Genomic DNA, 14239 nt, shown 5'->3' with positions numbered 1-14239 from the left:
CTCCCGGGCGAGCGCCGGCCAGGTCCTCGACCTGGCGCAGATCGAGCAGGTCGCGGGCGACCGCAGCGGGGGCTTCTACCGGCCCGGCCGCCGGGTGCCGGGCGCGGGCGGCGCGGGGCGGGTGACGCTGGAGGCGTACCGCTGGGGTGACCTGCCCGCCGGGACCATGGCCCGGACCCTCTCGCTGGTGTTCCTGCTGCCGTTCATGCTGGTCAACGTGGCGATCTGGATGCGACCGGCGGGCCGCGGCTCCGACTCCACCGTCGGGTCGCTGTGCCGGTTGCTGGCGCTCACGCTCACCGCGCTGTACGTGCTCGCCACCGCCGGTGTCGCACTGGACCTGATCGCGTGGACGTGCATGGCGTCGCCGCACTGCCTGGCCGGGCGAAGCTGGCTGTCCTGGCTGGGTGGGCGGCCGGTCGGGCTGCGACTGGCGGTGCTGGCGCTGGTGCCGGCCGCCGCCGTCGGCCTGCTCTGGCGCGCCAGCACCCGCCCGGGGCGGGTGTTCGAGGCGTTCCGCGCTCCCGACGCCGGGGTCTCCGCCCATCGGCTCGGCGCCGTCGGCCGGTGGGACGCGGAACCGCACGTGGGCCGGCTGCGCTCCATCCACGTCGCGGCGGCGTTCGCGACGCTCGACGTCACGCTCCTCGCCGCCCGGGCCGCACGCGGCGCCTCGGCCGGCACCGTGTCGCTGGCCGTCGTCACCGGGGTGGTCCTGGCCACCTGCGCCGTCCTGCTCTGCACGCCCCCGCTCATCGACCGGGCCGCCACGGACCGGCGACTCGACCGGATCACCAGCACGCTGCGGACGGTCGCCGTGGTCCTGACCGTCGTCGTCACCGCGCACGTCCTGACCAGCCCGGCGCCGTGGCGCGAGGGGGGCGGCGGCCTGCCCGGCTACGACGCGATCCTCACCTGGCTGTTCGTCACCCAGACCGCCCTGCTGGCCGCCCTGGGCGCCGTGCTGCTGTGGCGCCGCGGGCCGGATGCCACGCCGCTGCTCGGGCTGGGAGCGCTCGCGATGGCGGCCGCGGCGATCAGCCTGGCGGTGGCGTACTCCGCCGAGCTGGTCTACCGGGTGGCGGACTTCCTGGACCGGGACGCGCCGACGGGGGCCGGCATCGCCGCCGGGCCGCCGCGGGCGTACACCTGGGCGATCTTCGGCTTCTTCCGCGCCGTGCTGATCACCCTGGTGGTGGCGGGCCTGGTGACCCTGTTCTCCCGGCCGGGCCGGCTCCGCGCCGCGGCGGCGGCCGTCGCGCGCGACCATCCCGACCCGCCGCCGGAGGCCGGGCCGCGGCTGCGGCAGGTGCGGAAGGCGGTGGCCCGGGCACGGTTCACCGAGATTCTGATACCGCTGGCCGTGGTCTACGCCTGCCTCGCCGGGATCGGCACGGCCACCACCACCATCGGCATGCTGGGGCTGTGGCCGGGTGACGTCATCGAACGGTACGCGGGGGTGCCGGCCGACCTGGTCGCCTTCGCCATCGCGTTCGGCAGCTGGGTGATCGCGGCGATCATCCTCGGCCTGGTGCTCGGTGCGGTCTTCGCCTACCGGACCGTCGAGTTCAGGCGCCACGTCGGCATCCTGTGGGACCTGGGCACGTTCTGGCCCCGGGCCGCCCATCCGTTCGCGCCGCCCTGCTACGCCGAGCGCGCCGTGCCGGAGCTGGCCCGGCGCATCACCTTCCTGGTCGAATCCGGCAACGCCGTCCTGCTCACCGGCCACAGCCACGGCTCGGTCCTGGCCGCCGCCACGGTGCTCCAGCTGCCCCCCGGGATCAGCCGCCGGGTCGCGCTGCTCACCTACGGGTCACCGCTGCGCCGCCTCTACGCCCGGCTCTTCCCCGCCTATGTCGACGACGAGGCGCTGCACGACATCGGCGCGCGGGTCGGCTGGCGGTGGCTGAACCTGTGGCGCGCGACCGACCCCGTCGGCGGCTGGATCTTCTCCGGCGGCCCGCCGGCCGCGCCGGACCCGGCAGCGGCGGTGGACCGCCGGCTGCGGGATCCGGCCGCCGTGGTGGCGCCGCCGGGCGACAGCGTCCCGCCGCCGATCCAGGGGCACCGGCCCGCCGAGTCCGAGCAGCCGTTCACCGAGGCGGCGCGCGAGCTGGTCGCGCGCCTCCGCGAGCGGGCCGCCCCGGACGTCGTCGACTGACGGCCCCGGCCGGGTCAGTGGCTGGCCCGCATCCAGTCCCGGTAGTGCGTGGGCGCCAGGTGTGCGTCCGGGCCCCCGGTCAGCACGTCGCCGTCGACCACCGCGAACATGCCGGCTGTGTCGTCGACGACGACGTTCCGGTCGTCCCCCTGTGCGGCCAGGGTGACCCTCCCGAGGTCGTCGAGGGTGAAGACGTCCGGGCCGGCGACGTTGCGGATGCCGTTGAGGGCGCGCCGGTGGCGACGTCGACGACCGCGTCGACGACGTCCGCGGCGGCCATCGGCTGGATGGGGGTGGCGGGCAGGCGGACCGTGGTGTCGTCGGAGGTCCAGGACAGGACCGCGTTCACGAATTCGAAGAACTGGGTGGCCCGCACGATCGAGTACGGCGTCGGCCCCTGCCGGAGCAGGTCCTCCTGGAGGGTCTTGGCACGGTAGTAGTCGAGCTGGGGCACCTGGTCCACCCCGACGATCGAGAGGACCACCTGGTGCCGGGCGCCGGCGCGCTCCCCGGCGGCCAGCAGGTTGGTCATGGAGGTGCGGAAGAAGTCGAGCGAGGCCTCGTCGAAGGTCGGCGAGTTGGCGACGTTGACGACCACCTCGGCGCCCTCCAGCGCCTTGTCCAGGCCCTCGCCGGTGAGCAGGTCGACGCCGGTCGACAGCGCCGCGGGGACAGCCTCGTGCCCGGCCGCGGTCAGCTTCCGGACCACCTGGGAGCCGATCAGTCCGGTGCCGCCGATGACTGTGAGCTTCATGGCTCTCACCCTTCCACGGCGTGCCGCACGGCACGCCGGCTTCGTCAAACTCGGATAACTTCTGTCCGGGACTCTAGTCGGATAGCCTTTGTCCGAGTCAAGAGGGGGTCACATGAAGCTGTCCGGCGGCGTCGAGTGGGCACTGCACTGCTGCGTGGTGCTGACCACGGCGACGGAGCCCGTGCCGGCGGCCCGGCTGGCGGAGCTGCACGACGTCTCCGGCAGCTACCTGGCCAAGCAGTTGCAGGCCCTCTCCCGCGCCGGCCTCGTGACCTCCGTCCAGGGCAAGGCGGGCGGGTACGTCCTGACCAGGGCACCCGAACTGATCTCGGTCCTCGACGTCGTCGCCGCCGTCGACGGCGACCAGCCCGCGTTCGTGTGCACCGAGATCCGCCAGCGCGGCCCCCTGGCCACACCGGCGGAGGCCTGCACCGCGCCGTGCCCCATCGCCCGCGCGATGGCCGGCGCCGACGCCGCCTGGCGGGCCGCCCTCCGCGCCGTCTCCGTCGCGGACCTCGCCCGCGACGTCGACGAGGACTACGGCCCCACCGCGCTCGCCGGCATCCGCGACTGGCTGTCTTGACTCCCACCGTCGGTAAGTCGTAGCTTACGTTCGTGGCTACTTACCAAAGGGGCGACGGGTGGGACGCGCTGGGTGACCCCACCCGGCGCGCCATCGTCGCCTGCCTGGCCGAGCGGCCCCGTGCGGTCGGCGAACTCGCCGACGAGCTGCCGATCAGCCGGCCGGCGGTGTCCCAGCACCTCAAGGTCCTCAAGGACGCCGGGCTGGTCACCGACCAGGCGGCCGGCACCCGCCGGGTCTACCGGCTCAACCCGGCGGGCGTGGCCGCGCTACGGGACCAGCTCGACACGTTCTGGCACCGCGCATTGGACAGCTACCGGGACGCCGTCGACCAACCGACCGAGGAGACCCCATGACCGAGACAACAGCCCCGGTGGTCCGCCGGCAGATCGTCGTCGAGGCGCCGCTGGAACGGGCGTTCACCGTGTTCACCGAGCGGTTCGGTGACTTCAAGCCGCCGGAGCACAACCTGCTCGGCGCGGCGATCGCGGAAACCGTGTTCGAGCCCAAGGTGGGCGGCCACATCTACGACCGGGGCGTCGACGGGAGCGAGTGCCGCTGGGCGCGCGTGCTCGCCTACGAGCCGCCGGACCGGGTGGTGTTCAGCTGGGACATCAGCCCGCAGTGGCAGGTCGAGAGCGACCCGGACAACACCAGCGAGGTCGAGGTGCGCTTCGTGGCCGAGACCCCGCACCGCACCCGGGTCGAACTGGAACACCGCCACCTCGACCGGCACGGCCCGGGCTGGCAGTCCGTCCGCGACGGCGTGGGCCACGACGAGGGATGGCCGCTCTACCTGACCCGGTACGCCGCCCTGTTCACCGACCGCTGACCGCGCGTGCGGGGACGCGTCCGCCCGGGAGCGTCCCCGCGCCGTCACCGGACCGGTCGGTGGTCAGGTCCAGTAGCGCACCCGGCACGCCGGCACCCGGGCGGCCAACTCCCGCTCGAACCAGGTGCGCAACTCCGTCATCGTCTCGCGCGGGTAGACGTACTTCACCGCACCGAACCGTCCGTGCTTGCGGCGGCGGGATTCCTCGTCCATCTCCAGCCGGGTACGCGGATACCAGCCGAGGAGCACCTCCTTGCTGCCCGGCGTGAACCGGTGGGTGATCAGCTCGGCGGTCAGGTCCAGCCCGGCCACCCCCGCCCTCCATGCGCTCGCTGACCGGCGCGGCGTTGACGCTGAACCGCACCCGGGTACGCCCCGCGTGCGGCACCCCGACGATGCCCAGAGCCTCGACGCGGGCGACCATCCGCCGCCCGTGCGGGTGGTCGAGCGCCGCCGGAGTCGCCACCACCCGGCGCGGGGTCCAGCGCCGGGCCGGCCGGGCCGCCGGCGCCAACCCGGTCAGGTCCCGCGTCGGCACCCCTTCACCGCTGGCGTCGTGCGATGCCGGGGACAGGTCCACGGCGAGCGGCTCGTCGACGTCGACGGCGTCGCTGTCCGGCCTCATCCGGCCCGCGTACCCGGCTGCCCTCGGTTCAACCCGCGGAGCTGATCTTGTCGGGACCGGGCATGGCTCGTCCGGCGGCGGGTATCGCCACGTCCCCGGCGCCGCGCGCCTTCCGGGCCGTGGGATCGACTGGACAGGAGACGGGCATGTCGCACCATCCGGGCGTCGCGGAGCCGCCCACCGTCCGGCGCACCGAACTCCAGCGGCACCCGGCCTCCGTACCGGGTCGCCTGATCGTCCAGACCCTCTTCGGGATCCCGGTGGGGCTGGCGTCGGGGCGGCACCGGCATCCCGGTGAGGAGGTGGGCTTCCTCATCCACGGTGTGATCGCCATGGAGTTCGACGACCGGCCCACCCTGACCATCCATGCCGGGCAACCGTTCCTCATCCCGCCCGGAGTCGTCCACAACGCCCGGAACATCACGGCCGACGTCACCACCATGATGCTCTCGACGTACCTGGTCGACGAGACGCAGCCGTTGGTGACGCGGTGCGACTGACGGACCGTCGATCGAAAGGACTGATCCATGACCAGCACCTCCGCGCGTCCCGGGATGCCCACGGTCGTCCTGGTACACGGCGCCTTCGCGGACAGCTCCAGCTGGAACGGCGTGGTGGAGCGGTTGACCGCCGCGGGCGTGGCCGTGAAGGCGGTACCGAACCCGCTGCGGGGCATCGCCGAGGACGCCGCGTACGTGGCGAGCGCCCCGCAGCAGACGCCGGGCCCGGTGCTCGCGGTGGGCCACTCCTACGGCGGAGCGGTCGTCACCAACGCCGCCTCGAAGGCCGACAACGTCGTCGGCCTGGTCTACGTCGCCGCCTTCGCTCCCGACGACGGCGAGACCCTGATGGACATCGAGGGCGGCTCCAAGGACAGCGTGCTGACCTCGGCGCTGCTGCCACTGCAGTACCCGACCGCCTCGGGCACCGAGACGGAATTCCTCATCGACCCGGCGAAGTTCCACGACGCGTTCGCCGCCGACGTCGCCGAGAAGGACGCGGCGGTCATGGCGGTCACCCAGCGCCCGGTCTCCTCGCTGGCCTTCGCCACGCCGACGACAAACCCCGCCTGGAAGAAGCTTCCCTCCTAGGCGGCGGTCGCCACCGGCGACCGGGCCGCCGGCAGCGACGCGGTGCTCCGCATGGCCGAGCGCGCCGGCGCGACGATCACCCGGATCGACGCCTCCCACGTCGTCATGGTCACCCAGCCCCAGGCGGTCACCGACGTCATCATGCAGGCGCTCGACGGCGTCTCCCGGTGACCCGCCGGGCCGGCATCGCGGCTCGCGCCGCGACCCGTCACCGAAGGATCGCGGTCAGCTCGGTCACCACGTCGGAGGGCGGCGGCATCGCGGCCATCTCGGCGCGCACCTCGCCCGCCGCCGTCCTGAGCGCCGCGTCGGTGACGAGCCGGGTCAGGACCTCCGGCGTGATCGCCCGGGCTGCCACCCCGAGACCGGCGCCGCGCGACCACCTCGGCGTTGTGCCGCCGGTCGCCCGGGCCGGGCACGACGAGCTGCGGCACGCCCGCCGCCAGCGCACCCAGCACGCTGCCCGCCCCGCCGTGGTGCACGCACGCCGTCGCGAACGGGAGCACCCGGTCCAGCGGCACGCGGCCGACGGCCCGGACGTTCTCCGGCAGCCGCGGTAGCCGGCCGGGCGGCCGGACGAGCACGATGTCGGCGTCCACCGCGGGCGCGGCCGCGATGATCGCCCCGGTCGGGTCGCCGCCGCCCGGTCCGGCGACGGTGCTCCGGCTGACGATGATCCGCGGCCGCTCCCCGGCGCTGAGGAGCCAGGCCGGCACCGCTCCGCCGCCCGAGTAGGGCACCGCACGCATGGGCAGCCCCGGTCTCGGGCCGGTGAGGCTCGGCGGTGACACGGTCACCGTGGCCGCCGGCGCGGCGATCCGGTGCCGCCGCATCGGCCCGCTCGCCGCCACGGCCGCGACGAGATCGGCGGCGGGGAACAGGTTGTTCTCCTGCAGGACGGCGGGGACCCCGACGTGCTCGGCGGCGACGCCACCGGCCACGCCCAGCGGCTCGTAGACGATCAGGTCGGGCCGTTCCCGCCGGGCCAGCCCGACCACCGCGTCCACGAACGTGGCGTTGGCGGCGCCGAACAGCTCACCGACGACGGCGGTGCCGGCCCGTCCCGCCAGTTCCCGGCGGGCCAGCAGCGGATGTCGCAGCAGCACCCGGCCGGCGATCCGGCCGAAGGCGAACCCCGGCGCGACGTCGTGCGCCGCCAGGCCGCCGAGGTCGGCGGTGAGCGCGTCGCCCCCACTCGCGAGCAACACGTCGTGGCCGGCGTCCCGCCAGGCGAGGGCCAGCGGGAGCAGCGGCAGCAGATGCCCCGGCAGCGGCGCGGAGACGACCAGGACGCGCATGACCCCATTGAAACCGACGACGCGCGCGGCCGTCGCCCCGTGGACGGTGACGGCGGGAGCAGGCAGACTGCTGGCATGACGCGAGGCATCGCCCTGGTCCGGCGACCCGGCGACCGGCTGACCGAGGGCCTGGTCACCCACATCGAGCGCAGCGACGTGGACGTCGCGCGGGCCCGGCGCCAGCACGAGGCGTACCGGGCGGCGCTCGCCGGGGCCGGCTGGCAGGTGCGCGAGGTCGACCCGGCCGACCAGTGCCCCGACTCGGTGTTCGTGGAGGACACCGTCGTGGTCTGCGACGACCTGGCGGTGCTGACGCGGCCGGGCGCGCCGGAGCGCCGTCCGGAGGTCCCCGGCACGGAGAAGGCGGTCCGGGAGGCCGGCCTGGAGGTCGTGCGCATCGAGGCCCCCGGCACGCTGGACGGCGGTGACGTGCTGCAGATCGGCACCACCGTGTACGTGGGCCGGGGCGGCCGCACGAACGCCGAGGGCGTCGCCCAGTTGCGCAGCCACCTGGCGACCCGCGGTCGCACGGTGGTCCCGGTCCCGCTGCGCGCGGTGCTGCATCTCAAGTCGGCCGTGACGGCGCTGCCCGACGGCACCCTCCTCGCGCTGCCGGAACTGCTCGACGCGACGGCGCTGCGCCAGCCGGTGCGCGCGGTCGACGAGGAGGCCGGCTGTCACGTCGTACCGCTGGGGGGTGACCTCGTCCTGATGGCGGCGTCGGCGCCGCGCACGGCGGCGCTCGTCGCGGACCTCGGCTTCGCGCCGGTCGTCGTCGACATCGACGAGTACGAGAAGCTCGAGGGCTGCGTCACCTGCCTGAGCGTGCTGATCCCCCGCGGCTGACCGAGGGTCCCGCGCCGCACGACAATTGTGACCCAGGTCACTTCGATTGAACTGTCACCCTCCGGCCACGTCCGGAGCACCTGGATACCCCTCGCGTTCATCCAGGGAGAATGATGCGTTCATCTCGCAAGTTATCGGCGCTGGCGCTGCTGGCGCTGGGCGTCTCGGTGGTGGCTCCGGGCGGCACGCCGGTGTCGGCGCAGCCCCGGGCCGCCACCCCGCCGACCACACCCCCGGTCGCGTCCACGCCCCGGGCGGTAACCCTGCTCACCGGCGACACCGTCCACGTCAGCACCGTGAACGGCCAGACCGCCGTGAGCGTCGTGCCGGGCAAGGGGCGGGAGCGCATCCCGTTCATCACCCACAGCGCCGGCAAGGACGTGCGGGTCATCCCCGCCGACGCCGTCGGCCTGCTCAACCGGGGCAAGCTCGACCAGCGGCTCTTCGACATCACGACGCTTGTCGGCTTCGGCTACGACGACACCCGGGCCACCCTGCCGCTGATCGTCCAGCACGGCGACGCCGCCCCCGCCGGCCTGACCGGCGCCCGGACCACCCGGGAGCTCTCCGGCGCGAGCGCCGTCGCGGAGAGCCGGGCGGACGCGGTGTCCTTCTGGAACACCCTCACGTCCGCCTCCGGCGGCGCCGAGCGCCGACTGCGGGCCGGGTCCGACAAGGTCTGGCTCGACGGGCTGCGCCACCCCACCCTCGACGTCAGCGTCCCGCTCACCGGCGCGCCGGCGGCCTGGCAGGCCGGCTGGACGGGTACGGGGGTGAAGGTCGGCGTCATCGACACCGGTGTCGACCAGACCCACCCCGACCTGGCCGGTCGCGTCGCCGCCGCGGAGAACTTCACCGCGGACCCGGACACCCTCGACCGGGTCGGCCACGGCACCCACGTCGCCTCCACCATCGCCGGCACCGCGGCCGCCTCGCAGGGCCGCTACAAGGGCATGGCGCCGGGCGCGACCCTCTACAGTGCCAAGGTCTGCGTCGAGGAGGGCTGCCCGGAGTCGGCGATCCTGGCCGGCATGACCTGGGCGGCGCAGCAGGGCGTCAAGGTCGCCAACATGAGCCTCGGCGGCCCGGACAGCCCGGAGACCGACCCGATCGAGGCGGCCGTCGCCGACCTCACCCACCGCTACGGCGTGCTGTTCGTCATCGCCGCGGGCAACAGCGGCGAGGCCGGCGAGGCCACCGTGAACTCGCCCGGCAGCGTGACCGAGGCGCTGACCGTGGGCGCCGTCACCAAGACGGGCGAGCTGGCCGGCTTCTCCAGCCGGGGACCGCGTGCGGGTGACGCCGGCATCAAGCCGGACGTCACGGCGCCCGGCGTCGGCATCCTCGCCGCCCGCAGCGCGACCTCCGACCTGCCGCCGGACGACGGGAACCCGCAGTACACCGCCCTCAACGGCACGTCGATGGCGACTCCGCACGTGGCCGGCGCGGCGGCGCTCCTGACCCAGCAGCACCCGGACTGGTCGCCCGAGCGGATCAAGTCCACGCTCATGGCGGCCGCGAAGCCGAACGCCGCCATCGGCGTCTACGAGCAGGGCGCCGGCTTCCTCGACGTCGCCCGGGCGATCCGGCAGAACGTCACGGCGAGCCCGGTCAGCGTCGCCTTCGAGCGGAGCACCACCGCCCAGCAGCGCACGATCACGTACGCGAACAGCGGCTCCTCCCCGCTCACGCTGGCCGTCTCCCTCGACGCGAAGGACGCCGACGGCGCGCCCGCTCCGGCCGGCCTGTTCCGCCTCGGCGCCTCCTCCGTGACGGTCCCGGCCGGCGGCACGGCCACCGTGACCGTCAGCGCGGCGGCCGGCGCCGACCTGCCCGACCACTACTTCGGCGGTGAGGTGACCGCCACCGGCGGCGGCGTGCAGGTGCAGACCCCGGTCGCCCTCGACATCGCCCGCCACCAGCTCAACCTCAAGCTCGTGGGGCCGGACGGCGGAGCGCCCACGCCCGAGCAGGGCTGGGTGACCCTCCTGACCGACCTGGACCGGCAGACCGTCCTGGTGCTCGACAACCCCGCGGTCACCACCTACCGGGTCCGCGCGGGCCGCTACCTGGTCCAGACCTACCTGCTGACCGGCGACTCGGACGTCCCGAACATCACGTCGCTGGTGCGCCCGAGCCTCGACCTCACCACCGATCAGGCGCTCACCGTGGACGCCCGCCGGGCGAAGCCGGTCGCGGTGTCCGTGCCGAACCCGAAGGCCACCGCGGTCCACCAGGAGTTCGGCTGGACGATCCGGACCGAGCAGCCGCAGATCTGGGGCAGCAACGACCCGTTCGGCGTGGTGATGGGCATCCCCCTCGACCACGTGCGGACCGCGCAGGTCGGCTCCGGCCGGACGCCCGGCTTCGTCTCCTACGTCAACGGGATCTGGGGCCGCGTGGCCGAGGACGGCAGCCTGCACAACAGCCCGTACGTCTACCGGGTCTACCTCTACGAGCCGCAGCGGATGATGACCGGCCTGACCCGCAGGCTGCGGGCGGGCGACTTCGCCACGGTCCGCTCCCGGATCAGCGCGGACGTGGCCGGCGTGCCGGTGGCCCGGACCGCGGTGGCGCACGCGCCCGGCAACTCGCCGGTCTACCGCGACGAGCGCAACATCCCGCCGAGCTTCACCTACGACGTGCCGAGCACCATCACCGAGTACTACAACCAGGACAAGAAGGCGGTGTGGCAGTCGACCTCGTCCCAGCTGCGGTACACGTACTACGAGTCGCCCTGGACCAGCTTCAAGCCCGGGCGCACGTACCCCGTGGCGTGGGCCAACGGGGTGGCCGGCCCGGTCTTCCCGGAGCCGAACTTCGGCCAGCAGTACGCCACCCGCTACTGGGGCGACCAGATCGGTGGGCCGGGGCCGCTGCACGGCGACGGCAGCGGGCACATGGGCTTCCGGCACGTCCGTGGCGGCAGCGTGGCGGTGAACCTCTACCGCAACGGGGTCAGGATCGGCGACGCGACCGAGACGCCCTGGGTGTGGAACGTGCCCGCCGAGAAGGGTGACTACCGGTTGGCCGCGACGTTCCACAGCGACCCGGAGTTCACCCTGTCGACAGTGGTCGACGCGGAGTGGACCTTCACGTCCGCACACGTGCCCGACGGCGAACTGGTGAAGCTGCCGCTGACGGCGATCCGCTACACGCCGGAACTCGACATGGACAACCGGGCGCCGGCCGGCCGCCTGTTCGCGATCCCGCTCTCGCTCGACCGTCAGGTCGGTGCCGCGCCGGGTCGGACCAGGACCCTGACCGTCGAGGCGTCCTTCGACGACGGCCGGACCTGGCGGCAGCTGACCGTCAAGCGGTCCGGCGAGAAGGGGGTCGCCTGGGTGCGCAACCCGGCCGGCACCGGCTTCATCTCGCTGCGGGCCGCCGCCACGGACACCAGCGGCAACACGGTCAAGCAGACCATCATCCGCGCCTACCGGTACTGAGGGCGGTCCCGGACGCGGCGCCCACCGGCGCCGCGTCCGGGGTCACCGGCCCGGCGGGTCGCGGATCCGCCGGCCCGTCCGGGTGCCCCCTCGCGCCGACCTGGTGGTGGTCGTGGATCCGTTTGGCGGCGGCGTCCCGCTCCGCCGCGTCGTCGTGCTCCTCCCCCAGCTCCGCGGCATAGGCCCACAGCAGGTCGTGCGTCCGCCACCGGCCGTCGCCGGGCTGCACGAGCAGGTGCGCCGCGAGTTCCGCGAGCAGGCCGCGGGCGGCGCGCGGGGACCGGCCGGCCAGGGCGGCCGCCGCCTCCGTGCTCAGCTCCCGGGCCGGGTGCAGGGGCAGCAGCCGGAAGAGCCGGGCCGCCTCGGGGGTGAGGGCTCGGTAGGACCAGGAGAAGGTCGCCTCCAGATCGGCGTGTGCGTCCCCGAAGCCGGCCAGCCGGCCGTCGGCCCCGGCCAGTTCACCGGCGACCGCGGCCAGGCTGAGCGCGGGCCGGCCGACGGCGCGGGCGGCGACCAGCGCCAGGGCCAGCGGCAGCCGGCCGCACCGGGCGACGATCTCGTCGACGGCGGCCGGGTCGGCGGCCGTCGCAGCGCCGAGCCGGCGGGTGAGCAGTTCGCGGGCCTCGACGTCGGTCAGCAGGTCGAGGTGCAGCGGGTGGGCTCCCACCGGGCCGGCCCCGCCGGTGACCCGGCGGCGGCCGGTGGCGATGACGAGACTGCCGCCGGTGCCGGGCAGCAGGTGCCGGACCTGGTCCCAGTCGCGGCAGTTGTCGAGCAGGATCAGCATCCGGCGCTCGGCCAGGATGCTGCGGTAGAGGCCGGCCTGGGCGTGCAGCTCGGCCGGGATGGCGGCCGGCGCCACCCCCAGGGACCACAGGAAGCCGCGCAGCGCCTCCGCCGGTGTCAGCACCGGGTCGCCGGAGCCGAAACCGCCCAGGTCGGCGTGCAACTGCCCGTCGGGGTAGCGGGCGGCGAGCCGGTGGGCCAGGTGCACCGCCAGGGCGGTCTTCCCCACGCCGGGCATGCCGTCGACGACCAGGGCGGTGGGCGGCCGCTCACCGGCCAGCAGCTCCTCCGCGGCGGCCACCAGGTCCCGGCGGCCGGTGAAGAACGGATGGTCGGCCGGCAACTGCGCCGGCGGACCGGCGCCCGCCGGCTGCGGCACGTCCGGCCCGGACCCACCGGCCGGAGTGCCGTGGTCGCGCAGGCTGTTCCGGGCCGCGCGCAGGTCGGCGCCCGGCCGGATGCCCAACTCGTCCGCGAGCCGGTGCTCGATGTCGGCGTACGCCGCGAGGGCCTCGGCGCGCCGGCCGTCCGCGGCGAGCGCCAGCAGCAGCCGCGCCTGGAGTGCCTCGTCCAGCGGCTCCTGTTCGGCGGCCAGCCGGATCGCGGGCAGCACCGCGTGGACGCGGCCGGCCCGCAGGGCGGCGTCGGTCGCCGCCCGGACCGCGGCGAACCACTCGCCGTCGACGGCGGCGAACTCCGGATGGGTACGGCCGCTCGCGCGCACGCTCGAGGCGCACCGGTCGCGCCACAGCGCCAGCGCCTCCCGGTAGAGTTCGACGGCCGGTGCGCCGGAGCTGTCACGGGCCCGGTCGACCAGGCGCCGGAAGCGCAGCAGGTCCAGCCCATCCTCCTCGATGAGCAGCCGGTACTCGGCGCCGTCGCGGATCAGCACCGAGCCGGCCGCCCGCGTCGGCAGGCCCGGCTCGAAGCGCCGCCGCAGCGCCCCGACGTGCCGATGCACCACGTTGACCGCGCTGGGCGGGGGCTCGGCCTCCCAGAGCAGGTCGACCAGTTCGGCGACGCTGGCCGTGCCGCCCGCCCGGACGAGCAGGAACGCCAGGATGAGCCGCTGCTGCCGGGTGCCCAGGTCGAGTTCGGACCGGCCGCGCCAGGCCCGCACCGGGCCGAGAACGGCGAAGGAGAGCGAGGTGGTCATCCGGACGCGATCCGCACAGAGCTGGTTGCCACGATCGGCACAGCATGGCAGGGCCGGCCGTGCGACCGGCGGCGGGGTTGTTCCCTGCTCAGGCCGCCTTCAGGCCGGTGCGCAGGGCGCGCAGGGCGTGGTGCGTCCGGGACTTCACCGTGCCGATCGGCACGCCCAGCCGGCCCGCGACCTCCTCGGGTGAGCGCCCGACCAGGAACACCTCGGAGAGCAGACTGCGCTGCGCCGGGCTCAGCCGGCGCAGCGCGCGCCGGACGGCGTACGACGCCAGCGCCGTGCCGGTCGTGTCGTCACCGGCCGGAATCCAGGTCATGTCGACGAGCTGGATCTCGGTGGGGCGGCCCCGCCGCCTCCGGACCCCGTCGATGACGAGCCGCCGCGCGACGGTCAGGAGCCAGCGGCGGGCGGCCTCGGGCTCGGCCGGCACCGCGTCGAGGTGCCGCCAGGCCCGCAGCATCGTCTCCTGGAGCAGGTCCTCGGCGGTGTGCCGCTGCTGTCGGGTCAGCAGGAGCAGGAGACGCAGCACGGCGCGGGCGTGGTCCGCGTGCAGCGCGGTCATGCGCTCGGCCAGGCCGGCCGGTGATCCGTCGGGTGCCCACAGCACGGTCGCTCCCCCATCCCCGATGACAGCGGTGAATGAGGCAGGAGC

At 74.7% G+C, this 14239-nt stretch carries 13 protein-coding genes; 8 read left to right on the top strand and 5 right to left on the bottom strand.

Annotated features, from left to right (window positions below):
* Positions 1-2161: hypothetical protein (locus F8274_RS00540; protein ID WP_151460268.1), on the top strand; the 2161-nt coding region annotated here is incomplete at its 5' end.
* A 79-nt stretch (positions 2162-2240) separates the two neighbouring features.
* Here the strand turns inward: F8274_RS00540 and F8274_RS00535 are convergent.
* Entirely contained in the window at positions 2241-2915 is a 675-nt protein-coding gene (locus F8274_RS00535) for an SDR family oxidoreductase (RefSeq protein ID WP_225853497.1), read from the bottom strand.
* A gap of 112 nt (positions 2916-3027) precedes the next feature.
* On the opposite strand from F8274_RS00535, the gene F8274_RS00530 reads away from it, so the two are divergent.
* From F8274_RS00530 to F8274_RS00520, 3 genes are read left to right on the top strand one after another with little or no spacing between them, the layout of a single operon-like run.
* The gene (locus tag F8274_RS00530) at positions 3028-3498 is read left to right on the top strand and encodes an Rrf2 family transcriptional regulator (protein ID WP_151460267.1); all 471 of its coding nucleotides are present in this window, start codon (positions 3028-3030) and stop codon (positions 3496-3498) included.
* Between the two features lie 32 nt (positions 3499-3530).
* A complete protein-coding gene (locus tag F8274_RS00525; RefSeq protein ID WP_192579628.1) occupies positions 3531-3854 on the top strand; it encodes a helix-turn-helix transcriptional regulator in 324 nt (107 codons plus the stop codon).
* The gene (locus F8274_RS00520; RefSeq protein WP_151460266.1) at positions 3851-4330 is read left to right on the top strand and encodes an SRPBCC family protein; all 480 of its coding nucleotides are present in this window, start codon (positions 3851-3853) and stop codon (positions 4328-4330) included. Before F8274_RS00525 ends, F8274_RS00520 begins: the two co-directional genes overlap by 4 nt.
* 63 nt (positions 4331-4393) lie before the next feature.
* Here F8274_RS00520 and F8274_RS31590 read toward each other — a convergent pair whose 3' ends face one another.
* Complete coding sequence (locus F8274_RS31590) at positions 4394-4642, bottom strand: spore photoproduct lyase family protein (RefSeq protein WP_225853496.1); 249 nt, start codon at positions 4640-4642, stop codon at positions 4394-4396.
* Positions 4643-5101: 459 nt separating this feature from the next.
* On the opposite strand from F8274_RS31590, the gene F8274_RS00510 reads away from it, so the two are divergent.
* The gene (locus F8274_RS00510; protein ID WP_151460265.1) at positions 5102-5455 is read left to right on the top strand and encodes a cupin domain-containing protein; all 354 of its coding nucleotides are present in this window, start codon (positions 5102-5104) and stop codon (positions 5453-5455) included.
* Positions 5456-5482: 27 nt separating this feature from the next.
* The gene (locus F8274_RS00505; protein WP_225853495.1) at positions 5483-6046 is read left to right on the top strand and encodes an alpha/beta hydrolase; all 564 of its coding nucleotides are present in this window, start codon (positions 5483-5485) and stop codon (positions 6044-6046) included.
* Here the strand turns inward: F8274_RS00505 and F8274_RS00500 are convergent.
* The gene (locus F8274_RS00500; RefSeq protein ID WP_225853494.1) at positions 6043-7344 is read right to left on the bottom strand and encodes a nucleotide disphospho-sugar-binding domain-containing protein; all 1302 of its coding nucleotides are present in this window, start codon (positions 7342-7344) and stop codon (positions 6043-6045) included. The genes F8274_RS00505 and F8274_RS00500 overlap by 4 nt on opposite strands.
* Before the next feature lie 75 nt (positions 7345-7419).
* Here F8274_RS00500 and ddaH point away from each other — a divergent pair, with 75 nt between their 5' ends.
* Together ddaH and F8274_RS00490 are read left to right on the top strand one after the other, a co-directional pair.
* Positions 7420-8190 carry a dimethylargininase gene (ddaH, locus tag F8274_RS00495; protein ID WP_151460264.1) on the top strand — a complete coding sequence of 257 codons (771 nt, stop codon included), beginning with the start codon at positions 7420-7422 and terminating at the stop codon, positions 8188-8190.
* Positions 8191-8303: 113 nt separating this feature from the next.
* On the top strand, positions 8304-11639 hold the full coding sequence (locus F8274_RS00490; RefSeq protein WP_151460263.1) for a S8 family serine peptidase: 3336 nt from the start codon (positions 8304-8306) through the stop codon (positions 11637-11639).
* On the opposite strand, the gene F8274_RS00485 is transcribed toward F8274_RS00490, so the two are convergent.
* Both F8274_RS00485 and F8274_RS00480 read right to left on the bottom strand, forming a co-directional pair.
* Positions 11617-13581, bottom strand: a complete 1965-nt coding sequence (locus tag F8274_RS00485; protein WP_151460262.1) for a BTAD domain-containing putative transcriptional regulator — start codon at positions 13579-13581, stop codon at positions 11617-11619. The two genes, F8274_RS00490 and F8274_RS00485, sit on opposite strands and share 23 nt — an antisense overlap.
* A gap of 88 nt (positions 13582-13669) precedes the next feature.
* Positions 13670-14194 (bottom strand): sigma-70 family RNA polymerase sigma factor, encoded by a 525-nt coding sequence (locus F8274_RS00480; RefSeq protein ID WP_151460261.1) that lies wholly within the window; start codon positions 14192-14194, stop codon positions 13670-13672.
* Positions 14195-14239 lie beyond the last annotated feature (45 nt).

The sequence above is a fragment of the Micromonospora sp. AMSO31t genome (assembly GCF_008868175.1).
GTDB lineage: Bacteria > Actinomycetota > Actinomycetes > Mycobacteriales > Micromonosporaceae > Micromonospora.
Note: the sequence above shows the minus strand (reverse complement) of the source record. Positions and strands in the feature narration are given on the sequence as shown.